This window comes from Sphaerisporangium rhizosphaerae, assembly GCF_042665155.1.
GTDB classification, from domain to species: Bacteria; Actinomycetota; Actinomycetes; order Streptosporangiales; family Streptosporangiaceae; genus Sphaerisporangium; species Sphaerisporangium rhizosphaerae.
Genome location: NZ_JBHTCG010000008.1, coordinates 126,445 through 151,482, shown reverse-complemented (window position 1 = coordinate 151,482; position 25,038 = coordinate 126,445). Strand labels below are relative to the sequence as shown.

Genomic DNA, 25,038 nt, shown 5'->3' with positions numbered 1-25,038 from the left:
TGGCCGGGTTCAGTCGGCGGCGAGGGAGCCGACGATGGAGGCGCGGGCGGCGCGGCGGCCCGGCAGGACCGCCGCCAGCACGCCCGCCGCGCCCGACAGCAGGACGAACAGCAGCACCTGGGTGACCGGGACCCGGAACAGCACGCCCTCCATCAGCGTCCGCGAGGCGGCCCAGCCGTACGCGACGCCGAGCACCGCCCCCACCAGGGCCCCGATGAGGCCGAGGATCAGCGCCTCGACCGACAGCATCCGGCGCAGTTGCGCCCGGGTCAGCCCGAGGGCGCGCAGCAGCGCCGACTCGCGGGTGCGTTCGTGCACCGACAGGCTGAGGGTGTTGGCGATGCCGAGCAGCGAGATCAGGACCGCCAGGCCCAGCAGCCCACTGATGATCATCAAGGCCATGTCGAGCGCCTCGTCGAACTGCCCGCGGGCTTCGGTGGCGCTGAGCACCTTGGCCGTCGGGTACGGCTCGGTCGCGGCCTCGACGGCGCGCCGGGAGACGTCGGGGGTCACGCCGTCCTTGACGTTGACGATCAGCCGGCTGTCGCCGAGCGGGCCGAAGTACCGGTCGAACTCGGTGTCGGGCACGGTGACGGCCGGCAGCGGGGTCGACTCCGGGTCGAACAGGCCGAGCACCTTGAGCCGTACGGCCCCCGCCTTGGGCGTCCTGACCGTGATCGAGCCGCCCGGCCCGGTGCCGAGCCGCTTGGCCAGGTCGTCGGCGATCACCGCCGAGCCCGGGGCGAAGCCCCGCATGGAGCCCGCGCTGAGCGCCGGCTGGTACGGGCCGCTGAACGCGCCGACGTCGTTCGTGCGCCCGGTGTCGCCGATCCGGGCGGCCGCCTGCCGGAACTCGACGGTCGAGGCGAGCTCGGGCCGGGCGCGCAGGCCCTCGGCGAGCGCGCGGGGGAGCGCCGCGTCGGCATTCGAGGTCAGGTCCTCCTGCGGCGAGATCATGTAGTCGATGGGGAACTGGTCGTCCAGCTTGGCCGTGTACGTGGCGCGCGTTGTGGCGGTGATGACCGAGATGAGCGTCATGAGCGTCACGCCGATGGTCAGCGCGACCGTCGTGGTGGCCGAGCGCTTGGGGTTGCGCTGGGAGTTGTCCAGGGCGAGCCTGCCCGGGACGCCGAACAGCCGGGCGGGCGCCCACCCGGCCAGCGTGCTGAGCGGCCCGACCATCAGCGGGCCGAGGATGAGCACGGCGAGGAAGGTCAGCACGCCGCCGCCCATGACGATGAACAGGGCCTGCTGCCCGGGCGAGGAGATGACGCCGTAGGCGGTGACCCCGGCGCCGCCCAGCAGGAACAGCATGGCGAACACGACGCGCAGGACGCCGGTCCGGAAGGCGTGCTCGTCGCTCTGGGTGCGCAGCGCCGCGACCGGGGCGACCTTGGTGGCCGTGCGCGCGGGCAGCAGCGCGGCCCCGACGGTGACGACCAGGCCGACGGCGAGGGCGAGGGCCATGGTCCGCGGCGCGAGCGAGACGCCGCCTCCGGGCGCGTCCATGCCGAGCGTCCTGAGCAGGGCGAGCGCTCCCGCGCCGAGCCCGAGTCCGGCCAGCAGGCCGAGGGCCGACGACAGCAGGCCGACGACCGCCGACTCCAGCAGGATGGACCCGAAGACCTGGCGGCGTGTCGCCCCGATGCAGCGCAGCAGTGCCATCTCCCTGGAGCGCTGAGCCACCAGGATGTTGAAGGTGTTGTAGATGACCAGGGCGGCCACGAACATCGCGACCAGGCCGAACATCAGCAGCGCCGTGCCGATCACGTCGATGTCGGCGCCGCTGCTCTTGGCCAGCTCCTGCGCGAGCTGGTGGCCGGTGTAGAGGCGGGCGCCGTGGCCGGTCACGGCGGCCGACACGGCGCTCTTCAGCCGTTCAGGGGTGACGCCCGGTGCCGCGACGACGTCGATCTCGACGAAGCCCTTCTGGCCGGTCATCGTCTGCGCGGTCGCGGGGGCGAAGCCCACCGCGCCGGTGACGGCGAGCTGCTGGTCCACCCCGACGTCGAACAACCCGACCAGGCGGAAGGGATGCGGCCGGCCGTCGCCGTCGAGCACCCGGACGGTGTCGCCGACGGCGAACCCGCGGGTCTTCGCCGTGTTCTTGTCGATGACGACCTGGTCGGGAGCGGACGGCGCGGCGCCGGAGGTGATCTCCGTGCGGTTCAACCGGCCGCCGACCACCGAGACGCCGGTGGTGGCGAAGTCGCCGACGGCCCTGCCGTCCTTGCCGAGCAGCGCGGCGCTGCCCTGGACCAGCCCCTGCGCCTCGGCGACGCCGGCCACGCCCTTGATCGCCGCCAGGTCGGCCGCGGTCAGCCGCGGCTGGTTCTCGCTGGTGCTGACCGGCGGGAGCACGGCCACGTCCACCTTGTCGGCCGAGGCGGCGATGCGCTGCGACAGGCCCGCCTGGATCGTGTCGGTCAGCACGAACGTCCCGGCGATGAAGCCCACCCCGAGGGTGATCGCCAGCGAGGTGAGCAGGAGCCGGAGCTTGTGCGCCAGCAGCCCGGCCAGCGTGGTGCGGAACACCTCAGCCCTCCAGCTTCATCAGGGTGTCGAGCACGTTCTGCGGCGACGGCTGCGCCAGCTCGGTCACCAGCATCCCGTCGCGCAGGAAGACCACCCGGTCGGCGTAGGAGGCGGCGACCGGGTCGTGGGTGACCATGACGATGGTCTGGTCCAGCTCGCGGACCGAGGTACGCAGGAACGACAGCACCTCGGCGCCGCTGCGCGAGTCGAGGTTGCCGGTCGGCTCGTCCGCGAAGATGACCTGGGGCTTGCTGATCAGCGCGCGGGCGACCGCGACGCGCTGCTGCTGCCCGCCGGACAGCTCGCTCGGCCGGTGCTTGAGCCGGTCGCCGAGCCCGACCGTGCGGATCACCGCCTCGAACAGCTCCTGGTCGGCCTGGCGGCCGGCGATGTCCAGCGGCAGGCGGATGTTCTGCTCGGCGGTGAGGGTCGGCAGCAGGTTGAACGCCTGGAAGATGAAGCCGACGCGTTCGCGCCGCAGCAACGTCAGGCGCTTGTCGCTGAGCCGGGTGATGTCGACGTCGCCGATGCGCACCTCGCCGTCGGTCACGGTGTCCAGGCCGGCCAGGCAGTGCATCAGGGTGGACTTCCCGGAGCCCGACGGGCCCATGATGGCGGTGAACGCACCGGTCTCGAACCGGACGTCCACCCCGCGCAGCGCGTGCACGGCCGCGTCCCCGTGGCCGTAGACCTTGCTCACGCCACGGGCGACGACCGCGGCGGGCGCGGTCCGCAGGACGGCTTCCTCTCCGATGACGGTCACGGCTGGCTCCTCAAGCGGTAGGGGATTGATCTGCGGAGATTCCGCGAGATCAACGCTATGGCCGCCGATCTCGCCCGCCATGACCCTAGGGAAGGGACTTCGAGTAGGCCTGGAGGGGCGTCGCAGACGGGCGGTGCGACCCTTGAGGTACCCGCGCCTCCCCCTTTCGGCCGACCCGCCGCCGCCGGAGGCGCACACCCGCACTGCACACCCGCACTGCACACCCGCACCGCACGGACGGCCGCCCGGCTCGCGGCAGCGGTCGGCGGCCAGCGGTCAGCGGTCGGCGGTCAGCGGTCGGCCGTCAGCGGTCGGAGGGCTTGGTCAGGGGGGTGATCAGGCCGGTCTCGTAGGCGTACACGACGGCCTGCGCGCGGTCGCGGACGCCGAGCTTGGCGAGGACCCGGCCCAGGTGGGTCTTCACCGTGGCCTCGGCCAGCGTGAGCCGCCGCGCGATCTCGGCGTTGGACAGCCCGCGCCCGACCAGCACGAGCACCTCGCGCTCGCGCGCGGTGAGCTGCCCCAGAGTCTCCGCCTGGGGCGCCGTCGCGCCCGGCAGGTGGGCGGTGAAGCGCTCCAGCAGCCGCCTGGTCGTGCTGGGCGCGACCACCGCGTCCCCGGCGTGCACCGAGTGGATCGCGCTGAGCAGATCGGACGGAGGCACGTCCTTGAGCAGGAACCCCGACGCCCCGGCCTTGAGCGCCGCGAAGGCGTAATCGTCGAGGTCGAAGGTGGTGAGGATGAGCACTTTGGGCGGGTCCGGCATGGCGCGGATCAGCCGGGTCGCCTCCACGCCGTCCACGCGGGGCATGCGCACGTCCATCAGCACGATGTCGGCGCGCACCGTGCGCATCAGCTCGACCGCGTCGGCTCCGTCCGCGGCCTCGCCCACGATCTCGATGTCGGGCTGGGCGCCGAGGACCATGCGGAAGCCGGCGCGCACGAGCTGCTGGTCGTCGACCAGGACCACCCTGATCTGGTCGCCCGGGACGCTCACGCGGCCCGTGCCACGGGGAGTCGTGCGGTCACCTGGAACCCACCTCCGGGGCTGGGGGAAGCGTGCACGCTGCCGTCGTACATCGCGACCCGCTCGCGCATGCCGATGAGCCCGTGCCCGTCGATGCCGCGGGGCGCCGCCGCGCCCCGGCCGTCATCGGTCACCCGCAAGTGGACCTCCCGTGGACCGTACTCCATCTCGACCCGCGCGTGCGTGCCCGGTCCGCCGTGTTTGAGGGTGTTGGTCAGGGCTTCCTGGACGAGGCGGTAGATGACGAGCTGGACCCCCTCCGACAGGTCGCAGGCCGTCCCGGTGACCGTGTACTCCACCGGGAGGCCGGACTGCCGGATGTGCAGCAGGAGCCCGTCCAGGTCGGCCACGCCCGGCTGCGGCGCGTACTCCTCTTCGCTCCCGTCGTCCTGCCGGAGCACGCCGACCAGGCGGCGCATCTCGGCCAGGGCCTGCCGCCCCGTGCTGGAGATCGTCCTCACGGCCCGCCGCGCCTGCTCGGGGTCGGCGTCGATGGCGTACCCCGCGCCGTCCGCCTGGACGATCATGACGCTGACGTTGTGCGCCACCACGTCGTGCAGCTCGCGGGCGATGCGGGCCCGCTCGGCCGCGGCGGCGATGCGTGCCTGCTGGTCCCGCTCGCGCTCGGCGCGCTCGGCGCGTTCCTCCAGCCCTTCAAGGTAGCGCCGCCGGGTGCTGGCGTAGATGCCGGCGATCCAGGTGGCGACCATGAACACCGACGCGGAGGCCAGGGAGAACGCCGACATCGTGCCGTAGCGGAGCAGCAGCAGCACGATGCCCAGCTCCACGATCGCGCCCGCCGCGAGGGACCACCGCAGCACACAGCCGGAGACGACGCTGTACAGCGCCACCAGCACGGCGATGTTGGCGGGAAGCGGCTGGACGGGGGCGAGCCACTGGAAGAAGGACACCAGCGCGATGATCGCGAACACCGGGACGGGGTGGCTGCGGCGCCACAGCAGCGGCACGAGCAGCGCCGCCGACATCGCCGTGTACTCGAGGTAGTTCAGACCGTGCGCCCCCGGCGGATGGGAGCCGTTGGCGATGTTGCCGGCGGCGGCCAGGCACAGCAGCAGGAGCGGCGCCACGAACAGGACATCGACCAGCTTGCCCTTGCCGGAACCCCACGCGCGCAGTCTGCCGAACACGTATTCAACTCTACGTTCGCCCACTTCACCCGCCCTTCCGCCTGGAGAGGGATCTGCTTCTACGACCCAGGTCGTACAGCCCCGGAAGGCTTACACCGGTCTTACGGGCCGTGGGGGATAGTTCTTATTGGGAGCACCCCTTCGGGGGAGTAAAGGGAGAAGTGAGATGTCGGGCTTCAAAGACGACGGGTCGCGTGGCTGGGGGGACTGTCACGCGACCCCGGGAATCCCGACCTCGTCTCCTACCCACGCTTGACGCCCTCTGCCCAGCGGGCTGACGCGGAAAGAGCCGCCTCCACGACGTGGAGGCGGCTCTCGTCGTCCCGGCGCCCTTCACACCACCCTCAGGTGTCCTTCGCGCAGCCCTCATGCGTCTTTCGCGCCGCCTCAGCGGACGTGCCTGGTCGCCTTGACGGTGGCGTCCTCGGCGTAGGCCCAGTTGTCCGCCACGGTGCGCAGCGCGGGCAGCCACTTCCCCGGCTCGTCCCTGCCCGCCGTGAGATGGCGCACCGCGGTGTCGCGCATGCCGGCGCAGACATAGGCGAGGTGCACGCCCGCCGCGCCGAACCCGGGCACCCCCACCTCGTTGCCCCGCGCCAGCTCGCACGCCCTGTCGAGCGTCCCGGACGCGCTCGCGTCGAGGTCACGGCCGAGGGCCTCCAGTGAGCGGTGGTCGATGCGCTTCATGTCGCCGAGCTGGACGGCCGTCGCCCCGTGGTACCCCTTGGGCGGGGTCTCACCGTCCCGCAGGTGGGCCGGCCATGACACCGGACTCACGCTCTCGCGCATGGTCGGCGCCGCGCGCCAGATGGTCTGGTACCCGCCGATGCCGCCTGCCACCGTCGCGGTCCCCGTGGCCGCCGTCCCCGTCAACGCCCCCTGTGACACCCCGAGCCGGACGGCGAGCCCGGACAGCATCGTGGCCACCGTGCCGTTGACCTTGGCCATGCTCGCCACCATCCCCCGGACGACGACGCCGGCCTCGACCATGGCCTTGTTGGCCACGTAGGTGGTGCTGGCGCCGATGCCCGGCACCACCGCGGCGGCGAGGTAGGGCGCCACGAAGCTGAGCAGCGAGGACCCGATGATCGCCGAGGACATGCCGAGCCCGGTGTAGGACAGGGCGCTCGCCTTCAGCGCGCCGTCCATCTCGTCGTACATGCCGGCCGCCTGGTCGAGCGCCGTCTGGTAGGGCCGCAGCCGGTTGGCCATGAAGGCGTCGCGGCCCTTCTCCACCCAGTGGTCGGCGTGGGCGCGACGGGTCACGGCGTCGGTCATCTGCTCGCCGGCCTGCCGGACGAGCGTGGCGACCTCGGCGTACCGGTCGCCCGCGTGCCACATCTGGGCCGGGTCGGACACCACCGACAGCAGCAGCAGGGCGACGGGCCAGCCGAGGGGGAACACGATCGCGGCGCTGGTGGCGTTCGCCGCGCCCCACGTGCTCGGCGCGGAGGTGACGACGTCTGCGAAAGTGGCGCCCATGGTGATCGTTCCCCCGGGGAGGTGGACGAGCGACGGGGTGGGGTCGGTGGGATTCGAACCCACACTGTCAGGTACCTAAAACCTGTGCCTCCTGCCGTTGGGCTACGACCCCGTGCCTGCGGCTGGCGCCATCCTAGTTGAGCACACGCCCGGCCGTGCCGGTCAGGCCAGACCGAGATCTTTTCGCAGGCGCGCGACGTGACCGGTGGCCTTCACGTTGTAGAGCGCCTTCTCGACCTTGCCGTCGGCGTCGATGACGAAGGTCGAGCGCAGCACGCCGACCGTCGTCCTGCCGTACATGGTCTTCTCGCCGTACGCCCCGTACGCCTGGTGGACGGCCAGCTCGGGGTCGGAGAGCAGCGGGAAGGTGAGCGCGTCACGTTCGGCGAACTTCGCGAGCTTCTGCGGGGTGTCCTTGGAGACGCCCAGCACGACGAAGCCCGCGGCGGTCAGCGAGGCGAGGCTGTCGCGGAAATCGCACGCCTGCTTGGTGCACCCAGGCGTCATCGCCGCGGGGTAGAAGTAGAGGATGACCCGCTTGCCGCGGAAGGACTCAAGGCTCGTGGCCTCGCCCTCGGAGTCGGGCAGGGTGAAGTCGGGTGCGGCGTCGCCGGGCTCGAGTCTCGTCTGCGTCACGGGAACAACCTACCGGCATGCCCAGCGTGCCGGGCGGTCACCCGACCTGACAGACTGATCGCTGCAATGTAGCGGCGAGCCGGGCGAGGGCGGCTCGCCCGGGAGACAGAGAAGGGGATCGTCATGGCCGACACCGATCCCGAGGCGCTCGAGCGGGAAATCGAGCGCACCCGGGCGGAGCTTGCTGTCACCGTTGACGCCATCGTGGACCGCGTCAGCCCCAAGCGGGTCGCCGGGCGCGGCGTCGCCAGGATCAAGGCCAATGCCGAGCACCTGGTCACCACCGCCCGCGACATGATCGGCGGCGCCGGTCACCCGCGGGGGTACGCCCAGTACGGCGCCTACGGCGAGGACGACGGCTGGCAGGACGAGCCCCCGGCCCGCAACCTGGCCCCGATCCTCATCGGCGTCGGCGCCATCGTCATAGCCGGCGCCGCCTACACCCTCTGGCGCCGCACCCGCCGCTGACCCCTGGGCCGTAAGCGGTTCGCGGGCCGGTCAGAGGAAGGTCTTGCCGTCGCCTCGGTAGGTGGGGACGGTGTCGACCAGGCGGTCTCCCTCGATCAGGTGCAGGGCGTCGAAGCGCTCGCACAGTTCGCCCGCCTTGGCGTGGCGGAACCACACGCGGTCGCCGATGCGAAGGTCGTCTGCCGCGCGGCCGAGCAGCGGGGTCTGCACCTCGCCCGCGCCCTCGCGCCCGTCGTAGCTCAGCCCGGCCGGCAGGTACGGCTGCGGGAGGCGCGACACGCCGGGGGAGCCGGAGGCGTGGTACCCGCCGCCGAGCACGGTGACCACCCCGGGGGCGGGCCGGCGCACGACGGGCAGCGCGAACAGCGCGGCCGGGCGGCCGGTGAAGCCGCGGTAGAAGTCGAACAGGCGCGGGTGGTAGAACCCCGACCCGGCGGCGATCTCGGTCACCGCCTTCTCCCTGGTGGTCTTCTCCACCGAACCGGTGCCGCCGCCGTTGACGAACTCCAGGTCGGCGACCTGCCGGACGGCCTCGACGACGCGTCCCCTCCGGACGATCAGCTCGCGCCGCGACCTGGCCTGCACCATGCGCAGCGCACGGCCGTAGGGGCCCGGCACCCGGTCGCCCACTCCGGCGATCTGCGCCTCGTACGCCATCAGGCCCACCAGCCGGAACCCCGGACGCTTGGCCACCTCGGCGGCCAGGTCGGCGGCCTGCCCGGGCTCGCGGACCGGGGAGCGCAGCACTCCGGCGCGCATCCGGCCAGCGAACGCCACGAAGCTCGCGTCGATGTCCAGGCAGAGGCGGATCTCCTGGCGGGACGGCACGCCGGCCGTCGCCGCCTCGATCAGGTCGAGATGTTCGAGGCAGTCGATCATCACGGTGATCTCCCGTGCGGCCCGGGGATCGCCCGCCAGGGCCGCCAGCGCCTGCCGGTCGGCCGTCGGATAGGCCACCAGGATGTCGCGGAACCCTTCGCCGGCCAGCCACAGCGCTTCGGGCAGCGTGAACGCCATGACGCCGGCGAAGCCGTCCATTTCCAGGACGCTCCGCAGAACCGCCCGGCAGCGGATGGACTTGCTGGCCACCCTGATCGACTTGCCCTTGGCGCGGCGGGCCATCGACGCGGCGTTCTCCCGCAACGCCGCGAGGTCGAGGATCGCGAAGGGCGGGTCGAGTTCGGCGGTGGCGCGTTCGTAACGCTGGCGCTCGTCCATGCCGGAAGCATAAGTGCGCCGACATAGATGAGCCTAGGTCACGTTAGCCTGGCGTATCTCCCGTATCTCCCGTATCTGCCGTATCTCCCGCACGCCGTACGCGGAGGTTCTGGAAGGCCAGGCCGGCCGCCAGGCATGCGACGGGGATGACGGGCACGACGTAGCGGTGGTCGAACGCCGCGATCAGCGGCGGCAGCAGGAGCAACGTCATCGCCACCGCCCACGGCAGCAGCACCGGACCGCCCAGCCGCCGCCATCGCGCGAGCACGCCGAACAGCCCGGCCAGCAGGATGACCGCGAGGAACGGGCCCCGCAGGAACCCCTGCGACTGATAGGCCCGCAGTAGCCCCGCGTACGGTTCGACGAGCCGGGTGTCGGCCCTGCCGCCCTGGTAGGCGGCCGTGAGCTGCGGAGCGCTGCGCCCCGACGAGGCGATCTTGCTGGTGAACGGCTTCACCGAGTCGGGGAAGACGTAGGCGCTCTGCGGGCCGGGGGTCGGATAGACCCGGCGGGTCCACTCGAAGCTCCACAGCGCGTCCCTCAGGCCGGTCACCAGGAAGTCCACCGGCTGCGCCATGATGGCCTCCTTGGCGAACGCGCCGCTCAGCCGCTCGCGGTCGGCGTCCTTGCGCACCTTGGCGAGGGGTGAGCCGGCCTCCCAGATGTAGGACGGGGGAGCGGGCCGCCGTCCGGGAGGATCGGACGGGCACAGGACGCGCTCTTCCCCGGCCGGGTGCATGCGCGCGCAGTCGGCGAAGCTCATCGTGCGCGCCCAGAGCCAGACGTTGCTCTGACCCAGACCGTAGACGCCGTGCTCGCTGTGGTGCCACACGGCGTAGCCGCCGATGCCTACCATCGCGGCGAGCGCGCACGCCACCAGCGGACGCCACCCGGCCCGGGCGATGAGCATGCAGACGAGCACGACGATGAGCACGGGAAGCCCGACGGTGCGGGTGAGGGTGGCCGCCATCAGCAACAGCCCCGCCGCGACGGCCGTCCCCACCGTGGGCCGTTCTCGCCACAGCAGCGCCGTCACCGCGGCCGTCACCAGGAAGGTGAACAGCAGGTCGGCCATGACGAGGTGCTCAAGCTGGACCATGTGCACGTCCAGCAGCACGGGGACGGCGGCGAGCGTCGCCCTCCAGCCGGGCAGCCGGGCACGGCGCCGCAGCACGGCGTACACGCAGACCGCCATCGCCAGCCCGAGCAGGTGCTGGACGGTGATCACGGCGGCGAAGCCCTGCAAGGGGCGCAACGCCCACAGGAACAAGGAGTAGCCGGCGGGGCGGGACTCCAGCGGTTGCAGACGGACCGCCGCGTTGACGTACACGAAGGAGTCGGCCCAGAACCACAGCGCCGGGCGGTATCCCAGCATGGCCACCAGCCGGAGCACGGCCCCGGCGGCGAGGGCGAGCAGGAAGACCCAATGGGCCCGCGCGGCGGGGACCACCCGGCGGATGCGCGTGGCCGGTCCCGTGGAGGCCGGACGGCCGTTGGAAGCCGTCGCGGCCGTGGACCCGGCCGTGCTCGAAGCCATGCCCGGCAGCACCGGCACCTCCTCAGGCGGACAACGGGTTCTTCATGCTAGGCCGCTCCCCGAACCGCCCTCGCCGGTTGTCCACATCCCGATCCGGCGGGCGCGCCTGGCCAGCGCGTTCGTCGGCTCCACCGCCGCGGCGCCGACGAACGGCATATAAAGTTACATAGGTCACATTGTTGGCCGTATCACCAGGTGCGATCGAGGGGGCGAATCCCTCATGGCCAAGATTCTCTTCGTGGTGACCGGAGCGAGTTACTGGACGCTCAAGGACGGCGCCCGGCACCCGACCGGTTACTGGGCCGAGGAGTTCACGGCCCCGTACAGCGCGTTGACCGAGGCCGGCCACGAGATCGTGGTGGCCACCCCCCGTGGCGTGGTGCCGCACGTGGACGTCATGAGCCTGCGCCCCTCGATGGCCGGCGGGGAGCAGGTCGCCCTGCGGGAGGAGGAGATCCTGCGGTCGGCCGAGGAGCTGCGGCGGCCGATCGAACTGGCGGACGTCCGCCTCGAAGACTTCGACGCCGTCTACCTCCCCGGGGGCCATGGCCCCATGGAAGACCTGTGGAACGACGCCGACGCGGGCCGGCTGCTGACCGCGGCCCTGGCCACGGGCAAGCCCCTGGCCATCGTCTGCCACGCGCCGGCCGCGATGCTGGCCACGCGGCGAAAGGGAGCCTCGCCTTTCGCCGGATACCGGGTCACGGCCTACACCAACGACGAGGAGGAAGCCGTCGGACTGGCGTCCAAGGCCAGGTGGCTGCTCGAAGACGAATTGGTCCACCTGGGCGTCGACTTCACCCGCGGCGAGAGCTGGAAGCCGTACACGGTCGTGGACCGCAACCTGTACACCGGCCAGAACCCCGCCTCCGCCGCCCCTCTGTCGCAGGAACTGCTCAAAGCCCTCGATTGACACCTCGCCGCGGTCGGACCGGACCCGGATCGACCGGCTCGCCGTCAGTCGTAGTGCCGGAGGCGGGGCCACAACCGGGACCAGGGGAGGCGGAGTCCGGTGCAGACGTAGACGTGGCCGCCGGCCTCGATGTTGCGGACGCCGTACGGGTTGGACACGGTGGCCGCCTCGCGCACGCTGGTGAAGAAGCCGCCGAGGTAGCCGGCGTAGCTGCTGCCGGGCGCGACGGCGACGACGGTGGTGGCGTCCGGGTTGCCGGGGCCCCACCACCACACGCTGTTGTGGCCGCTCACGGCCGTGGGCAGCCCGGTGCCCCTGCCCAGTTCGTTGATGGCGCCCGCCTCGCTGTAGTTGTCGGTGAAGATCACGGCTTGGGCCCGTTGGCCGGGCGGCAGGGTGTTCCACACGTCGCGGACCGTGTCGACGAGTTCGGGCCATCCGACGGTCTCGGCCAAGGTGGAGTCGATGGTGCGGCCGGAGCCGGCGCGGGGGAGCGGAAGGATCGGTAACAGCCCGAGCGCGAGCACGACGGTGAGGAGCGCGGTCGCCACGGCGACGGCGCCGATGCGGAGCCGCCAGGCGTACAGCCATCCGTCGACGGCGACGGCGCCCGCGGCGAGCAGATAGACGTACGCGCCGGCCACGTAGTAGATCTTCGCGCCGGTCGTGAGGGCGTAGAGGACGAACAGCAGCCCGTAGGCCCACACGAGCGCCCGCCACAGCGGCCGTTCGGAGCGCCACAGCAGGCGCAGCCCGGCGGGCCAGACCCACACCAGGGCGAGGCACACCAGCAGCAGTTGGCCGATCACCCAGACGGGGATGTTGAGCAGGCCGCCGTTCTCCCGGTTGAGCTGACGGGTCATGGCGATCGTCGCCCACTCGTGCTGCGACTGCCACCAGATGTCGGGAACGACGAACGCCACCGCGATCGCGGCGCCGGCCGCGAACCAGCGGTTGAGCACGAGCCGGCGGCCCCCGCCGAACAGGGCGCCGACCACGAGCGCCACGGCGAAGAAGCCCGGCTGGTGGTTGTCGGCGACGCCGAGGCCGAGCGCCAGCCCGGCGACCGGCCACCAGCGGGGGTCGCCGGTGCGTCCGATGCGGACGACGACGAGGGCCAGCGCGGCCAGTGCCAGCATGGCGTACGGGGTGGTGTTCGCCACGTGGTCGGCGGCCCACAGGACCGGCATGGTCGCCACGGCCACCGCCGCCATCAGTTGCGGCCGCCGGCCGCCGCCGAGCTCGCGGGCGGTGAGCCCGCCGACCACGACCGTGGCCCAGGCGGCGAGCGCGGGCCACACCCGCAGGCCGGGCAGCGACACGCCGAACAGGTCCAGGGACACCCGGGCCAGCAGCGGCGCCAGGAAAGGCTGGTCGACGTAACTCGCCTGCAGATGCCGGGCGGCGTCCAGGAAGTACAGCTCGTCGCGCTGGAAGCCGTACCGGGGCGAAAGCGCCATCAGCACGGCGAAGACGACGCCGCCGACCGCGATCACCCGCCGGTCGAATGGGGCGAGACCGGTCGGGACGGTGCCGGCGTCCGCCCGCACCGCGAAATCGTGGGCGCGGCCGTCAGCCATCGACCCGCACCGTGACACAGGCGTTCTCGCACGCACGGCCGCACCGTCCGCGCGACGCCCGGAGGCATACGAACACAGTGGCATGCTACATCGCCGGCCACGTGACCGGCCGATCACCGCGTAATTCGCGCAGCCTTTTCTGAGCCGGCCGATCGGTGTGGGCCTTTCTCGTCAATGTCGCTCGTGCCGATCGGAGAAAAGCCGTCCCCACCGGGGGCAATGGGGACGGCCGCTCGTAACCCTCTGATTCGTATTGAACGACCGTTGCGCGCGCACGGAACGGCGGTACGGCCGACGCATTCCACGTGGGACCGTAAGAGTGGTCGCAGGGGACCTTGAGAGCGGTAGGGAATAGCGGAAACGCCGTCACTCGTGCGTGCGGGTATATCTCACCTGGAACCAGACCGTGCGCCCGGCGGCGTCCTCGTGGACGTCCCAGCGGTGGGACAGCCTTTCGACGAGCATCATTCCGCGACCGCCCTCGGCGCACGGATCTCCACGGACGTGTGGCACCGTGTCGCCGCCGGCGTCCACCACGTCGACGTGGACCAGATCGTGGCGGTCGGCGATGGCCAGCGTGACCGTCCCGCCATTCCGCGAGTCCGAATGAACGACGGCGTTCGTGACGACCTCGGAGACCAGGAGCGTCACGTCGTCCAGAGCCGGATGGCCGTCGCCGAGCTTGTCCCGGACGTACTCGCGGGCCAATGAGGCCGACTCAGGGATACCGGCCAGCTCGATGACGCCCAGCAGGTTTCCTATCCTCATGCGCTCGCCTTTTCGCTTTCCGGCGGGAAATTCCGCGCCTCCTGGTGACTTCGCTTCACCAGGCTGTCAACGAGGACCTACCATCGGTAGCGGAACGGGGGAACACCCCGTCCACACTTCAGGTGAGGGAAATCGTTGGTCGCCGGAACAATCCGTTCTACATGGGTAGGTGAGATTTGTCCCCCCAAAAAGAAATAGACCCGCACGAGTCTCCGCGCGCGGTGTTCGCATTCGAACTGCGCCGTTACCGGCAGGCCGCCGCGCTGACGCAGGCCCAGCTCGGCGACCGCATGGGCTTCTCCGACTCCATGGTCAACATGATCGAGCTGGCCAAACGCCCGCCGTCCCGCCGCTTCGCCGAGCTCTGCGACCAGATCTTCGGCCTCGACGGCACCATGGTCCGCCTCTACACCGCCACGACCTGGAACAAGGCCCCCGAGTACCTCCGCCCCTGGCTGGAGGAGGAAGAACAGGCGACTGGTCTGCGGACCTGGCAGCCCACCATCGTCCCGGGGCTGCTACAGACCCAGGCGTACACTCGCGAGATCCTCGCCGCCACTCCAGGGATCACGGATGAGGAGTTGCAGAAACGACTGGCGAACCGGATGCAGCGGCAGGCGATCCTGCAACGTGACCGGCCGCCCGTGCTCAACGTGGTCATGGATGAGGCCGTGCTCCATCGGATGATCGGTGATATAGAGGTCATGCGAGAGCAGCTCAGGCACCTGCTTGAGATCGCCCGGCATCCTCGAGTGACCATCCAGATCGTGCCCAGCGCGGTCCGGGCGCATTGCGGACTGGCGGGCGGGTTCATCATCGCCGAACGGAATGGGTCTCCCTATGCCGCCTATACGGACGCCCAGCCCTTCGGGCGCACCTTCGACGACCGGCTCTTGATCGCTGAACTCGTCCTTCGGTACGACGCGCTCCGGGCGGAAGCCCTCCCGTTCAGCCAGTCGCTCCGGCTTCTAGAGGAAACGGTGAAGCAAAATGATCCAGAAGCTCCAAGATGCACAGTGGCGCAAGAGCAGCTACAGCGCTGACCAGGGAGAGTGTGTCGAGGTGGCGTCGAATGTTTCCCGGCTACGGGCGGTTCGCGACAGCAAGAGATCTACTGCCCCGGCATTGGTCGTCAGCCCTGGGGAGTGGGCGGCCTTCCTGGCCGGTGTGAAGAACGGCGAGGTGTGAGCGTCGTCCATTGGCGGTGAAGAGTTCGCGGTGGGCGAGTGTTCGTGGGGGTGAGTAAGGCCAGCCGCGTGCATGCTGGGCTGCTGGCCCTACTTCGCGACGGAGGTCGGTCGCCTACTTCATGCTGTCGGCCAGGTCCACCAGAGCGGTGGCCGCGCGGAAGAACTTGTTGCGTCCCAGGTCGCCGACCGTCTTGATGCGGAAGGCCTCCTGCAGCAGCTTCGCGTCGTTCTCGCTGACCCCGGACAGCGCGGATACGGGAGCCTTGACCAGGTCCGCGAGGCTCTTACTCTCATATTCCTTGTCGAGCAGCTTCGACATTTCTGCGGTGACCGCCATGGTTCCCCCCGTTGATGTGGCTTTCGAGTGATTCGCCGAGCACTCCAGACCTTCCCACCGGCGGCACCGGTCATGGTCATCCGCCGACAAGGCGCGGTCAAAGTGCTTCCTGGCCGGTATGAACCTCCGGGGTCCGGGCGCCGACTGAACGGGCGAAGGAGGGCGGATGAGCGATGAACTGCTCGTGGTGCGCTGCCAGCTCGGCGAGCGCGAGGCGTTCGCCGAGCTGGTACGGGCCTGGCACGGCGCGGTCGAACGGTACGTCGGGCGGATGCTCGCCGGCCACGACGATGACGTGGTCCAGGAGATCTGGCTGGCGGTCTTCAAAGGGCTGCCGCGACTCCGGCGGCCGGACCGGTTCGCGCCGTGGCTGTTCACCATCGCGCGCCGCGCGGTGATGAACCGGCTGCGGGACGCGTACGCGCGGCCGGAAGCCGAGCAGGTGGACGACCTGCCCGGCCGGGACGAGGCGCAGGACGTCGTCGACCGGGAGACCCTCGGCGGTGCGCTGGCGGCCCTTCCGCTGCGCGAGCGGGAGGTGCTCCTGCTGTTCTACCTCCAGGACCTGTCGCTGGACGCGTGCGCGCAGATCTGCGGCGTCCCGGTAGGAACGGTCAAGTCACGGCTCAACCGGGCGCGGAGGTTGTTGCAGGAAGAACTCGTGAGGAAGGGGTACGAGGCATGAGGCCGGAGGACGTGCTCAAGCGGCTGGACGCGCCCCTGTCGCTGCGGCGGCGCATCGGATACGTGACCCTGGCCTGCGCGGGACTCGCGGGGAGCGGGCTCATCGGTGTGCTGTGGGCGACCGAGCCGGGGCTGCCGCCGCGGACGAAGGTCGCCTTCGCGGTGCTGGTGGCGATCGGGCTCTGCTGGGCGGCGTTCGGCGGCTGGGCGGTGACGCGCCGGGCGCCGCTGTTCGCCCGGGACCGCGTCGTGGCGGGTTGGATCGGACTGGGCGCGTGGCTGACGCTGACCGTCGGCGCGCTGGTCATCACGACCCTGCGCCACAAGATCGATCCCTCGGCGATCGTCATGCTGCTGGTCCTCGGCATCCTCGCCGTGGTCAACCTCCGCGCCGCCCGCCGCGCGAGGACGGCCCTCCTGCGCCGCAAGGACGAACTGACGCAACGCCACGCCCCGGACGGCGACGACGCGGAACGATGACGGCAGGCGAGCCGCGACATCACGGTCGGGCCTTCGCCGTCGTGGCGGGCGGTGACGAATGCGCCGTCTGGCGGGCCGTGACGGAGACCGCGGGGGTGCGCTCGAGTTCTCCGTGCGCGGGTCAGCCCGTCGAGGGGTGGAGCACCTTGTCCGCGAGCCGCTGGATGATCCCGGCGACCTGTTCGTGGTCTCTCAGGTCGGCGCCGTGGTCGCGGCCGCGCATGATGACGCGCTCGGCGTGCGGCATGACGCCTTCGATGGCGTCGAGCCGCTCGCCGAGGTGAGCGGGGCTGCGGTCGCCGCCGAGCAGCACGGTCGGCACCTTGATCGTCGCGTAGGTGTCCAGTCGCACCCCGAGCCGGTCGAGCGCGTCCAGAGAGTCGAGCTGGCCGGGGATGAGCCTGCGGTACCTGGGGATCAGCGCCACCGCGAGCCCGGCCAGTGAGGCCTGCCGGCCGGGTATCCCCACCGAGCCGCGCAGGAAGACGGCCATGGCCTTGCCGGGCCGCCCCGCCGCGAGGGCGGCCCGGGCCTGCGTGAGGATGTGCCCGTCCTCGCCGCTCAGCGGCGGCCCTATGACGGCGGCGGGCTCGTAGACGACCGCCCCCGCGAACGACGACGGTGAGGCGGCCAGGGCTTCGAGGGCGACGACGCCGCCGTCGGAGTGGCCGTAGAGGACGACCGGTTCGCCGACCGCTCGCACCAGCGCCATGACGTCCTGCACCTCCTCGGCGATCGTGCAGGGGGAGCCGCCGAGCCGGGGGTCGGGCTTGAGGTCCATGCGGTACTGGCGGCGGTGCGGGCGCAGGACGCGGAAGCGGGCCGCCAGGACGCCGGCGAGGCGCCGGCAGCGCGTGCCGTCGTCCAGACCGGGGCCGAGCAGCACGACGGCCGGACCCTTGCCCTCGTCGTAGGCGCGGACGTCGGTGCCGTCCGCCGATGTCGTGACGAGCACGGTGCCTCCTGAAGTCCGGGGAGCGGAACGCTCCTTAGCAGTGCTCAGTTCTCCTTAGCAGCGATAAGGTAACTTAGCGCTGCTAAGGTGTCAACGATGCGAGCGAACGACAAACGGCCCGGCCTGAGCCGTCAGACGTTGGTCGAGACAGGGCTGCGCCTGCTCGACGAGGTGGGGCTGGACGGGCTGACGGTGCGCCGGCTCGCCGCCGAGCTGGGCGTCCAGTCGCCGGCTCTGTACTGGCACGTCCGCACCAAGCAGGAACTGCTGGACGCGATGGGGGACGAGATCATCCGGGCGGCGGGCATGGGGCCGCCCCGGGAGGAGGAGTCCTGGCAGGACTGGCTGGACCGCCGCGCCCGCGCGTACCGTGCCTCACTGCTGTCCCACCGCGACGGCGCGCGCATCGTCGCCGGCGCCCGGGGGAGGTCCCCGGTGACGCTCCGGCTGTTCGAGGAAGAGTTGTCCGCCATGGTCGCCCGGGGCTTCACCCCGGCGTTGGCCCTGCACACCATCACGGCCTTGAGCCACTACGTCATCGGCTCGGTCCTGCAACAGCAGACCGAGCCCGAGCGGCCGGCCGTGGCCGCCGATGCGACGGAGGACGACATACCGGCCATCCTGCTGGCGGCCGTCCGGGACGGCGGCGGCCCGTTCGGTGAGCGCGCCTTCGACCACGGGCTGCGCGCGTTCATCGACGGCACCGCCGCCGCCCTGGCACGCCGGAACGCCGCCTCTCCGTCGTGAAACCGCGTGGGGAGCGGGCTCCACCGCCCGCTCCCCACGTTCGTCTTGCTGAGGCCGTTCAGGTCAGCCGGTGGTGCAGGCCGTGCCGTTGAGGCTGAAGGCCGTGGGGTTGGGATTGCTGCCGGTGTGGGTGCCCTGGAAGCCGAACGTGGTGTTCGCGCCGGGGGCCAGCGAGCCGTTGTAGGACACGTTGCGGGCGGTGACCGTCGAGCCGCTCTGGCTGACGTCGGCGTTCCACGAACTGGTGACCTGCTGCCCGGCGGAGAAGGACCAGGTCACCGTCCAGCCGTTGATCGCGCTGCCGCCGGTGTTGGTGACGGTGAGGTTGGCGGTGAAGCCGTTGTTCCACTCGTTCTTGGTGTAGGACACGCGGCAGGGGCCGCTCCCGCCACTGGGAGAAGGCGAAGGCGTGGCCGACGGGGTGGGGTTGGGCGTGGGAGTGCGCGTCGGCGTCGGAGTGGGAGTCGGCGACGGGCTGGAGCCGTCCAGGGTGATGTTGGAGTTGCCGCTGCTCTGGTAGCCCTCGGTGGCCAGGATCTGGTAGTCGTGGGAGCCGAGGTTCATGCCGTAGCGGGCCCAGGCGTCGAAGTGGTTCCCGACCGTGATGGTGCCGCCGGTCCTCTTGGACTGCCGGACGCTCCAGTACTGGTTGAAGGTGCTGCTGTTGCCCTCGATCGAGGGGGCGTTGTAGCGGGTGGTCATGTAGATGTCGTAGGTGCCGCCGTCGCTGGTGACGGTGCCCTTGAACGTGCCGGTGGGCCGGTAGGTCCCCCAGTTGTCCACGATGTAGTACTCCACCAGCGGGCCTCTGGTCCACCCGTACAGGGCCAGGTAGGAGTTGCCCGAGGTGTTGAAGCTGCCCGAGTAGGTCACCGTCCTGCGTGCGCCGGGCTTCCAGCCCTTGCCGGCGACGAAGTTGCCGACGTTGCTCCAGGAGGTGCTGTAGTTCCCGCCGTTACCCAGGGTCATGGACGACGATCCACTGCCGTTGGTCCAGAACGAGTAGAAGTAGCCGTTGTTGGTGCCGGTCTGGTTGCTGGTGATGGCCGCGTGGGCGGTGCCCGGCAGCAGCAGGGTCATGGCGGAGACCAGCGAGAGCACCATGGTGCAGGCACGGCCGATGAGCACTCTGGTGTGGCTACGGTGACGGACCGGCGGGCGGATGGGGACGTCGTTCATGTGCGCGCTTCCTCCTCGTTAAGGCTGGCGCGGGCCAGGTGGCGTGGCAGGACCCGGCGGGGACGCCGCCGGTGACCGGGATGACGGCCACGGCGCGCGGCGTCGTACGACGCGGCGGAGGTCGGCCGGTCCTCGTCGGCCGACGATCGGAAGCCCTGGTCGTGGCAGGCGACCCGGATCGACAGCGGTTGAGCCTGTCAGCGGCGACAGTGTTCGCCCGATCCCGCCGCCCTGTCAACGCCCACCGAAAAGCGTCGAAAGTCGAGGCCCGCCAGGGCGCTTCTTCCCGCTGCTGGACGACTGTTTGCGGCTTGGCGGGCTCAAGCGCCCGAATGAAATTTTCGGCGCCACCCCGAACGATTTCGGCACCACCACGCGCCCTCGCCCGAGCGGCCCCCCGGTACTTTCCACCACGACGAAGACCCCGTCCCCTGGCGACCGCTCCGCGCGGCGGGCTGGGCCGGAAATGAAGAAGAGGGACGATCACCGGCCGGATGAACGCCCCTCTGGGTGCTGCTCAAAGAGGGGCAGTGGCCGTGACGGCGGGTGCCCCTTCATGGTTGTACATCAGGTTAACGCCTGTCCGGCAAGGCGTCATGGCACTTTCCGTATTCGTGTGATCGCCGAGCGTTGAGCGGTCAGCATTCGATGACGTTGACGGCGAGGCCGCCTCGGCTGGTTTCTTTGTATTTGTCGAGCATGTCGCGGCCGGTGTCGCGCATGGTCTTGATGGCCTTGTCGAGGGCGACGAAGTGGCGGCCGTCGCCGCGCAGGGCGATGCGGGCGGCGGTGATGGCCTTGATCGAGGCGACCGCGTTGCGCTCGATGCACGGGATCTGCACCAGGCCGCCGATCGGGTCGCAGGTCAGGCCGAGGTTGTGCTCGATGCCGATCTCGGCGGCGTTCTCCACCTGTTCGGGGGTGCCGCCGAGCGCCTCGGTCAGGCCGGCCGCGGCCATGGAGCAGGCCGAGCCGACCTCGCCCTGGCAGCCGACCTCGGCGCCGGAGATGGAGGCGTTCTCCTTGAACAGCACGCCGATCGCGCCGGCCGTGAGCAGGAAGCGGATGACGCCGTCGTCGTCGGACAGCGGCGTGAAGCGGTCGTAGTACGTCAGCACGGCGGGGATGATGCCGGCCGCGCCGTTGGTGGGGGCGGTGACGACGCGGCCGCCGGCGGCGTTCTCCTCGTTGACGGCGAGGGCGAACAGGGTGACCCAGTCCATCGTCTGGAGCGGGTCCTTCTCGGGGGACTCGCTCTGCAGGCGCCGCAGCATCTGGTTGGCCCGCCGCTTGACCTTCAGGCCGCCGGGAAGCACGCCCTCCTTGGCGGTGCCGCGGCGCACGCACTCGGACATGACGTTCCAGAGGTTCAGCAGGGCCGACCTGATCTCCGCCTCGGTGCGCCCGAAGGCCTTCTCGTTCTCCAGCATGAGCCCGGAGATCGACAGCCCGGTCTCGGAGCACAGCCGCAGCAGCTCGGCGCCCGAGGTGAACGGGTGGGGCAGCTCGGTGTCGTCGGCCTTGATGCGGTCGGCGCCGGTGGCGTTCTCGTCCACCACGAAGCCGCCGCCCACCGAGTAGTAGACCTTCTCGCGGATCTGCTCGCCCTCGGCGGTGAAGGCGGTGAAGCGCATGCCGTTGGGGTGGCCGGGCAGGGAGATCTTGCGTTCGAACACCAGGTGCTCGCCGACGACGAAGGGGATCTCGCGGGTGCCGTACAGCTCGATGGTGCCGGTGTCGCGCATCTTCGCCAGGCGCTCATCGACGGTGTCCACGTCGACCAGCTCGGGCTTCTCGCCGGACAGGCCGAGCAGCACCGCCTTGTCGCTGCCGTGTCCCTTGCCGGTCAGGCCGAGCGAGCCGTAGAGGATCGCCTCGACCCGGGCGGTCTTCTCCAGCAGGCCGTCCTGGTGCAGGCCGCGGGCGAACTTGTGCGCCGCCGCCATCGGGCCGCCGGTGTGCGAGCTGGACGGCCCGATGCCGATCTTGAACAGGTCGAAGACGCTGATCGCCATTGATCATTCCGTCCTTGGAAGCGATGTCGTGCGAGGGATGCCCCCATATGCGCCGGGTACGCGCGGGACAGGTCATGCGGTGGTGGCGCCGGCCGGTCCGGGCGGCCGGCCGGCGAGAGTCGTCGTGGGTGGACGGGGATTGGTGAACGGACGGCGGGACTCAGGACTCGGCGGTGGTGACCGTGGTGTACTCCTCGGCGGTGAGGAGGTCCTCGTGGGGGCCCTCGACGCGCACGCGGAACAGCCAGCCGTCGCCGTAGGGGTCGGAGTTGACCAGCGACGGGTCGTCCACGACGACCTGGTTGACCTCCACGACCTCGCCGGTGAGCGGGGCGTAGATGTCGCTCACGGACTTGGTGGACTCCACCTCGCCCACCGCGTCGCCCGCCTCGACGGTGCCGCCCACCTCGGGCAGCTGCACGAAGACCACGTCACCCAGCGCTTCGGCGGCGAACGCCGTGATGCCCACGGTCACGGTGAGGCCGTCGTCGAGGCCGGCCACCCACTCGTGCTCCTTGGTGTAGCTGAGCTCCTCGGGAATGCTGCTCACTTGCTCCTCCGGTAAAAAGGCAGGTCAATCACGTCGACCGGTTCATGGGTACCACGGATGTCGACCGCGAGCCCATCGGACACGTTGGTGTCCACGTAGGCCATCGCGATCGGCTTGCCGAGTGACTGGGACGGCGCGCCGCTGGTGACCTCTCCAACGACGGTGCCGTCAGTCAGCAGCACCACGGGATAGCCGTGGCGCGGCACTCGGCGGCCCCGCGCGACCAGGCCGGTCAGGCGCCGGCGCGGAGGGACGTCCTTGAGCGGCGCGAGCGCCGCGCGGCCGACGAAGTCGCCGGCCTTGTCGAACCGTACGACCCGGCCGAGGCCGGCGTCGAAGGGGGTCAGCCCGGCGTTCAACTCGTTGCCGTACAGCGGCATGCCGGCCTCCAGGCGCAGCGTGTCGCGGGCGGACAGCCCGGCGGGGCGCAGGCCATGGGAGTCGCCGGCCTTGGTGAGCTCCTGCCACAGCGTGACGGCGTCGCCCGCGGCGACGAACAGCTCGAAGCCGTCCTCGCCGGTGTACCCGGTGCGGGCGATGAGCGCCTCGACGCCGGCCACGGTGCCGGGCAGGCCCGCGTAGTACTTCAGGCCGGGAAGATCGGCGTCGGTGAGCGTGGCGAGGATCTCCTGCGCGCGGGGCCCCTGGACGGCGATCAGCGCGTACTCGGCGGACCGGTCGCGCACCTCGGCCTGGAAGCCTTCGGCGCGCTCGGTGAGCTCGGCCGCCACCTGCTCGTAGTTGGAGGCGTTGGCCACGACGAGGTACTCCTCGGCGGCCAGCCGGTAGACGATCAGGTCGTCGAGCACGCCGCCGTCGGGCGCGCAGATCATGGTGTAGCGGGCCCGGCCCGGCTCCAGCGTCGACAGGCTGCCCACCAGCGCGTGGTCCAGCGCCTCGCCCGCCTGCGGCCCGGTGAGGAAGATCTCGCCCATGTGGGAGAGGTCGAACAGCCCGGCGGCGGTGCGCACCGCGTTGTGCTCGGCGGACTCGCTGCCGTAGCGCAGCGGCATCAGCCAGCCGGCGAAGTCGGTGAGCGTCGCGCCGAGGCTCTCGTGCACCTCGCGGAGCGGTGTGGGTCGGGACATGATGCGCACCTCAGACAGGGTTGGATGAGAGCATCCTCCCCCTCTGTCATCGGTGCCTGAGAGTTTCGCCCGGGTTTTACCGGACTTTCACCTTCGGCGAGGCCCCACGGAGAGGGCCTGCTTTCCAGAGATCACCTGGCCCGCGCGGTCCTTTGCCTTGTGAGGTTCGCGGGGAGGACTTGCTCCTTCAGGGGTCCTGACCGGATGTCAGGACGCTCTCCCGCACGGGATCATCGGTGTTCCCGCCCACCCTACCAATGCCGATCGCCCGCCGTCGCGGCGGCGACGAGCGCCTGGAACAACGGGCCGTCCTCGCCCGCCTCGGGGTGCCACTGGACGGCCAGGGCGAAGGGGTGGCCCGCCAGCTCCACGGCCTCCACGGTGCCGTCCTCGCAGGTCGCCGCGACCGTGAGGCCGTCACCGAGGCGATCGGCGGCCTGGTGGTGGTAGTGGGCCGCGGCGACCTCGCCGTCCCCGAGGACCTTGGACAGGGCGGTGCCCGGCACCGGGCGCACCGGCAGGTGGCCGAACTCGCCGGGGGCCGGGGAGTGCCCGTCGTGCCCGACGACGTCCGGCAGGTGCTGGTGCAGGGTGCCGCCCAGGTGGACGTTCAGCACCTGCATCCCCCGGCACACCCCGAGGAAGGGGAGCCCGGCCGAGAGAGCCGCCCCGATCAGCCCGAACTCCGCCTCGTCACGGGACTCCCGGACGTAGCCCGTCCGCGGGTGCGGGCGCTCGCCGTACCTGGCCGGGTCGACGTCCCCGCCGCCGGCCACGATGAGGCCGTCCAGCCGGCCGGCCAGCGACGCCGGGTCGCCCGCCGGAGGCAGGATGACCGGCTGGCCGCCCGCCCGTTCGACGTGCTCGACATAGGTGTACGGCAGCAGCGCCGCCGGCATCCGCCAGACCGTGAAGGCGGCGGGCTCGACGTAGCAGGTGATGCCGATGACGGGTCGCGACATGGTCGACCAGGCTACAGCGGGGTCACGTAGGCGCCGGAGATGCCGCCGTCCACGAGGAACTCCGCGCCGGTGATGAAACTCGCGTCGTCGGAGGCCAGGAAGGCGACCGCGGCGGCGATCTCGGACGCCTCGGCGAACCGGCCGAGCGGGATGTGCACCAGGCGCCGCTGCGCCCGCTCGGGGTCCTTGGCGAACAGCTCCTGCAGCAGCGGGGTGTTCACCGGTCCCGGGCACAGGGCGTTGACCCGGATGCCCTCGCGGGCGAACTGCACGCCGAGCTCGCGGGACATGGCCAGCACGCCGCCCTTGGAGGCGGTGTAGGAGATCTGCGAGGTCGCCGAGCCCATCACGGCGACGAACGACGCGGTGTTGATGATCGAACCCTTGCCCTGCCGCCGCATGTACGGGATGGCGTGCTTGCAGCACAGGTACACGCTGGTCAGGTTGACGTCCTGAACCCGCCGCCAGGCGTCCATGCCGGTGGTCAGGATGGAGTCGTCGTCGGGTGGTGAGATGCCGGCGTTGTTGAAGGCGACGTCGACCGAGCCGTAGGTGTCGAACGCCGTGCGGAACATCTCGGCGACGTCGTCCTCGCTGGTCACGTCGGTCCGGACGAAGACGCCCCCGACCTCTTCGGCGATCTTCGCGCCGCCCTCCTCGTCGAGGTCGGCGCACACGACCTTGGCGCCCTCCTCGGCGAAGCGGCGGGCCGTGGCGAGGCCGATGCCCCCCGCCGCGCCCGTGATGACGGCGACGCGGTCGCGCAGACGTTGCAT

At 71.0% G+C, this 25,038-nt stretch carries 25 protein-coding genes, 1 tRNA gene and 2 riboswitches; of the genes, 7 read left to right on the top strand and 19 right to left on the bottom strand.

From position 1 onward, the window contains the following. Positions 1–9: 9 nt before the first annotated feature. The 7 genes from ACFQSB_RS14520 to bcp form a co-directional block, all read right to left on the bottom strand. Positions 10–2,535, bottom strand: a complete 2,526-nt coding sequence (locus ACFQSB_RS14520; protein WP_380826913.1) for an ABC transporter permease — start codon at positions 2,533–2,535, stop codon at positions 10–12. A 1-nt stretch (position 2,536) separates the two neighbouring features. Then, entirely contained in the window at positions 2,537–3,298 is a 762-nt protein-coding gene (locus ACFQSB_RS14515) for an ABC transporter ATP-binding protein (RefSeq protein ID WP_354842016.1), read from the bottom strand. 304 nt (positions 3,299–3,602) lie between these two features. Beyond that, positions 3,603–4,295, bottom strand: coding sequence for a response regulator (locus ACFQSB_RS14510; RefSeq protein ID WP_380826911.1), 693 nt, complete (start codon positions 4,293–4,295; stop codon positions 3,603–3,605). After that, entirely contained in the window at positions 4,292–5,473 is a 1,182-nt protein-coding gene (locus ACFQSB_RS14505) for a sensor histidine kinase (RefSeq protein WP_380826909.1), read from the bottom strand. The genes ACFQSB_RS14510 and ACFQSB_RS14505 overlap by 4 nt, the downstream gene beginning before the upstream one ends. Positions 5,474–5,860: 387 nt before the next feature. After that, on the bottom strand, positions 5,861–7,018 hold the full coding sequence (locus ACFQSB_RS14500; protein WP_380826906.1) for a hypothetical protein: 1,158 nt from the start codon (positions 7,016–7,018) through the stop codon (positions 5,861–5,863). After that, positions 6,994–7,067 (bottom strand) — tRNA-Leu (locus ACFQSB_RS14495). The genes ACFQSB_RS14500 and ACFQSB_RS14495 overlap by 25 nt, the downstream gene beginning before the upstream one ends. 50 nt (positions 7,068–7,117) lie before the next feature. Beyond that, on the bottom strand, positions 7,118–7,591 hold the full coding sequence (gene bcp / locus ACFQSB_RS14490) for a thioredoxin-dependent thiol peroxidase (RefSeq protein ID WP_354842026.1): 474 nt from the start codon (positions 7,589–7,591) through the stop codon (positions 7,118–7,120). Between the two features lie 123 nt (positions 7,592–7,714). Here bcp and ACFQSB_RS14485 point away from each other — a divergent pair, with 123 nt between their 5' ends. Further along, positions 7,715–8,059 (top strand): DUF3618 domain-containing protein, encoded by a 345-nt coding sequence (locus ACFQSB_RS14485; RefSeq protein WP_354842029.1) that lies wholly within the window; start codon positions 7,715–7,717, stop codon positions 8,057–8,059. 30 nt (positions 8,060–8,089) lie between these two features. Here the strand turns inward: ACFQSB_RS14485 and ACFQSB_RS14480 are convergent, their stop codons facing one another. Continuing rightward, positions 8,090–9,277, bottom strand: coding sequence for an amino acid deaminase/aldolase (locus ACFQSB_RS14480; RefSeq protein ID WP_380826904.1), 1,188 nt, complete (start codon positions 9,275–9,277; stop codon positions 8,090–8,092). A gap of 43 nt (positions 9,278–9,320) precedes the next feature. Beyond that, on the bottom strand, positions 9,321–10,814 hold the full coding sequence (locus tag ACFQSB_RS14475) for a hypothetical protein (protein WP_380826903.1): 1,494 nt from the start codon (positions 10,812–10,814) through the stop codon (positions 9,321–9,323). Between the two features lie 220 nt (positions 10,815–11,034). On the opposite strand from ACFQSB_RS14475, the gene ACFQSB_RS14470 reads away from it, so the two are divergent. Beyond that, positions 11,035–11,727, top strand: a complete 693-nt coding sequence (locus ACFQSB_RS14470; protein ID WP_380826901.1) for a type 1 glutamine amidotransferase domain-containing protein — start codon at positions 11,035–11,037, stop codon at positions 11,725–11,727. Between the two features lie 44 nt (positions 11,728–11,771). Here the strand turns inward: ACFQSB_RS14470 and ACFQSB_RS14465 are convergent, their stop codons facing one another. Then, a complete protein-coding gene (locus ACFQSB_RS14465) occupies positions 11,772–13,307 on the bottom strand; it encodes an ArnT family glycosyltransferase (protein ID WP_380826899.1) in 1,536 nt (511 codons plus the stop codon). Between the two features lie 366 nt (positions 13,308–13,673). Next, positions 13,674–14,075 carry an ATP-binding protein gene (locus ACFQSB_RS14460; protein WP_380826897.1) on the bottom strand — a complete coding sequence of 134 codons (402 nt, stop codon included), beginning with the start codon at positions 14,073–14,075 and terminating at the stop codon, positions 13,674–13,676. Between the two features lie 221 nt (positions 14,076–14,296). Between ACFQSB_RS14460 and ACFQSB_RS14455 the strand changes: the two genes are divergently transcribed. Then, positions 14,297–15,118, top strand: coding sequence for a helix-turn-helix domain-containing protein (locus ACFQSB_RS14455; protein ID WP_354929168.1), 822 nt, complete (start codon positions 14,297–14,299; stop codon positions 15,116–15,118). Next, positions 15,066–15,263: a DUF397 domain-containing protein gene (locus ACFQSB_RS14450; RefSeq protein WP_380826896.1), complete on the top strand. Its 198-nt coding sequence runs from the start codon at positions 15,066–15,068 to the stop codon at positions 15,261–15,263. Before ACFQSB_RS14455 ends, ACFQSB_RS14450 begins: the two co-directional genes overlap by 53 nt. A gap of 114 nt (positions 15,264–15,377) precedes the next feature. Here ACFQSB_RS14450 and ACFQSB_RS14445 read toward each other — a convergent pair whose 3' ends face one another. Further along, positions 15,378–15,602: a hypothetical protein gene (locus tag ACFQSB_RS14445; protein WP_354929159.1), complete on the bottom strand. Its 225-nt coding sequence runs from the start codon at positions 15,600–15,602 to the stop codon at positions 15,378–15,380. Positions 15,603–15,768: 166 nt separating this feature from the next. Between ACFQSB_RS14445 and ACFQSB_RS14440 the strand changes: the two genes are divergently transcribed. Both ACFQSB_RS14440 and ACFQSB_RS14435 read left to right on the top strand, forming a co-directional pair. Further along, positions 15,769–16,287, top strand: coding sequence for an RNA polymerase sigma factor (locus ACFQSB_RS14440; protein ID WP_380826895.1), 519 nt, complete (start codon positions 15,769–15,771; stop codon positions 16,285–16,287). Then, positions 16,284–16,766, top strand: a complete 483-nt coding sequence (locus ACFQSB_RS14435) for a hypothetical protein (RefSeq protein WP_380826894.1) — start codon at positions 16,284–16,286, stop codon at positions 16,764–16,766. Before ACFQSB_RS14440 ends, ACFQSB_RS14435 begins: the two co-directional genes overlap by 4 nt. A gap of 121 nt (positions 16,767–16,887) precedes the next feature. On the opposite strand, the gene ACFQSB_RS14430 is transcribed toward ACFQSB_RS14435, so the two are convergent. Then, on the bottom strand, positions 16,888–17,721 hold the full coding sequence (locus ACFQSB_RS14430) for an alpha/beta fold hydrolase (RefSeq protein ID WP_380826893.1): 834 nt from the start codon (positions 17,719–17,721) through the stop codon (positions 16,888–16,890). A 96-nt stretch (positions 17,722–17,817) separates the two neighbouring features. Between ACFQSB_RS14430 and ACFQSB_RS14425 the strand changes: the two genes are divergently transcribed. Continuing rightward, entirely contained in the window at positions 17,818–18,468 is a 651-nt protein-coding gene (locus tag ACFQSB_RS14425; protein ID WP_380826892.1) for a TetR/AcrR family transcriptional regulator C-terminal domain-containing protein, read from the top strand. A 63-nt stretch (positions 18,469–18,531) separates the two neighbouring features. Here ACFQSB_RS14425 and ACFQSB_RS14420 read toward each other — a convergent pair whose 3' ends face one another. The 6 genes from ACFQSB_RS14420 to ACFQSB_RS14395 form a co-directional block, all read right to left on the bottom strand. Further along, positions 18,532–19,647, bottom strand: a complete 1,116-nt coding sequence (locus ACFQSB_RS14420; RefSeq protein WP_380826890.1) for a glycoside hydrolase family 11 protein — start codon at positions 19,645–19,647, stop codon at positions 18,532–18,534. A 638-nt stretch (positions 19,648–20,285) separates the two neighbouring features. Then, complete coding sequence (locus ACFQSB_RS14415; protein WP_380826889.1) at positions 20,286–21,662, bottom strand: L-serine ammonia-lyase; 1,377 nt, start codon at positions 21,660–21,662, stop codon at positions 20,286–20,288. A 160-nt stretch (positions 21,663–21,822) separates the two neighbouring features. Continuing rightward, positions 21,823–22,212: a glycine cleavage system protein GcvH gene (gcvH, locus tag ACFQSB_RS14410; RefSeq protein WP_354842072.1), complete on the bottom strand. Its 390-nt coding sequence runs from the start codon at positions 22,210–22,212 to the stop codon at positions 21,823–21,825. Then, positions 22,209–23,300 carry a glycine cleavage system aminomethyltransferase GcvT gene (gcvT, locus tag ACFQSB_RS14405; protein ID WP_380826886.1) on the bottom strand — a complete coding sequence of 364 codons (1,092 nt, stop codon included), beginning with the start codon at positions 23,298–23,300 and terminating at the stop codon, positions 22,209–22,211. Before gcvT ends, gcvH begins: the two co-directional genes overlap by 4 nt. Positions 23,301–23,333: 33 nt before the next feature. Further along, positions 23,334–23,435, bottom strand: a riboswitch (glycine riboswitch). After that, positions 23,436–23,533: riboswitch (glycine riboswitch) on the bottom strand. 18 nt (positions 23,534–23,551) lie between these two features. Then, positions 23,552–24,262, bottom strand: a complete 711-nt coding sequence (locus tag ACFQSB_RS14400) for a gamma-glutamyl-gamma-aminobutyrate hydrolase family protein (RefSeq protein ID WP_380826884.1) — start codon at positions 24,260–24,262, stop codon at positions 23,552–23,554. Positions 24,263–24,273: 11 nt separating this feature from the next. Continuing rightward, positions 24,274–25,038 (bottom strand): 3-oxoacyl-ACP reductase, encoded by a 765-nt coding sequence (locus ACFQSB_RS14395; protein WP_354929129.1) that lies wholly within the window; start codon positions 25,036–25,038, stop codon positions 24,274–24,276.

Coding starts and splice junctions, on each gene's coding strand:
- gcvT (WP_380826886.1), bottom strand. CDS start 23,300: ATGTCCCGACCCACACCGCTCCGCGAGGTGCACGAGAGCCTCGGCGCG.
- ACFQSB_RS14425 (WP_380826892.1), top strand. CDS start 17,818: ATGCGAGCGAACGACAAACGGCCCGGCCTGAGCCGTCAGACGTTGGTC.
- ACFQSB_RS14475 (WP_380826903.1), bottom strand. CDS start 10,814: ATGGCTTCGAGCACGGCCGGGTCCACGGCCGCGACGGCTTCCAACGGC.
- ACFQSB_RS14435 (WP_380826894.1), top strand. CDS start 16,284: ATGAGGCCGGAGGACGTGCTCAAGCGGCTGGACGCGCCCCTGTCGCTG.
- ACFQSB_RS14480 (WP_380826904.1), bottom strand. CDS start 9,277: ATGGACGAGCGCCAGCGTTACGAACGCGCCACCGCCGAACTCGACCCG.
- ACFQSB_RS14395 (WP_354929129.1), bottom strand. CDS start 25,038: ATGCAACGTCTGCGCGACCGCGTCGCCGTCATCACGGGCGCGGCGGGG.
- ACFQSB_RS14470 (WP_380826901.1), top strand. CDS start 11,035: ATGGCCAAGATTCTCTTCGTGGTGACCGGAGCGAGTTACTGGACGCTC.
- ACFQSB_RS14445 (WP_354929159.1), bottom strand. CDS start 15,602: ATGGCGGTCACCGCAGAAATGTCGAAGCTGCTCGACAAGGAATATGAG.
- ACFQSB_RS14450 (WP_380826896.1), top strand. CDS start 15,066: ATGATCCAGAAGCTCCAAGATGCACAGTGGCGCAAGAGCAGCTACAGC.
- ACFQSB_RS14440 (WP_380826895.1), top strand. CDS start 15,769: ATGAGCGATGAACTGCTCGTGGTGCGCTGCCAGCTCGGCGAGCGCGAG.
- ACFQSB_RS14415 (WP_380826889.1), bottom strand. CDS start 21,662: ATGGCGATCAGCGTCTTCGACCTGTTCAAGATCGGCATCGGGCCGTCC.
- ACFQSB_RS14420 (WP_380826890.1), bottom strand. CDS start 19,647: ATGAACGACGTCCCCATCCGCCCGCCGGTCCGTCACCGTAGCCACACC.
- ACFQSB_RS14485 (WP_354842029.1), top strand. CDS start 7,715: ATGGCCGACACCGATCCCGAGGCGCTCGAGCGGGAAATCGAGCGCACC.
- ACFQSB_RS14465 (WP_380826899.1), bottom strand. CDS start 13,307: ATGGCTGACGGCCGCGCCCACGATTTCGCGGTGCGGGCGGACGCCGGC.
- ACFQSB_RS14460 (WP_380826897.1), bottom strand. CDS start 14,075: ATGAGGATAGGAAACCTGCTGGGCGTCATCGAGCTGGCCGGTATCCCT.
- ACFQSB_RS14400 (WP_380826884.1), bottom strand. CDS start 24,262: ATGTCGCGACCCGTCATCGGCATCACCTGCTACGTCGAGCCCGCCGCC.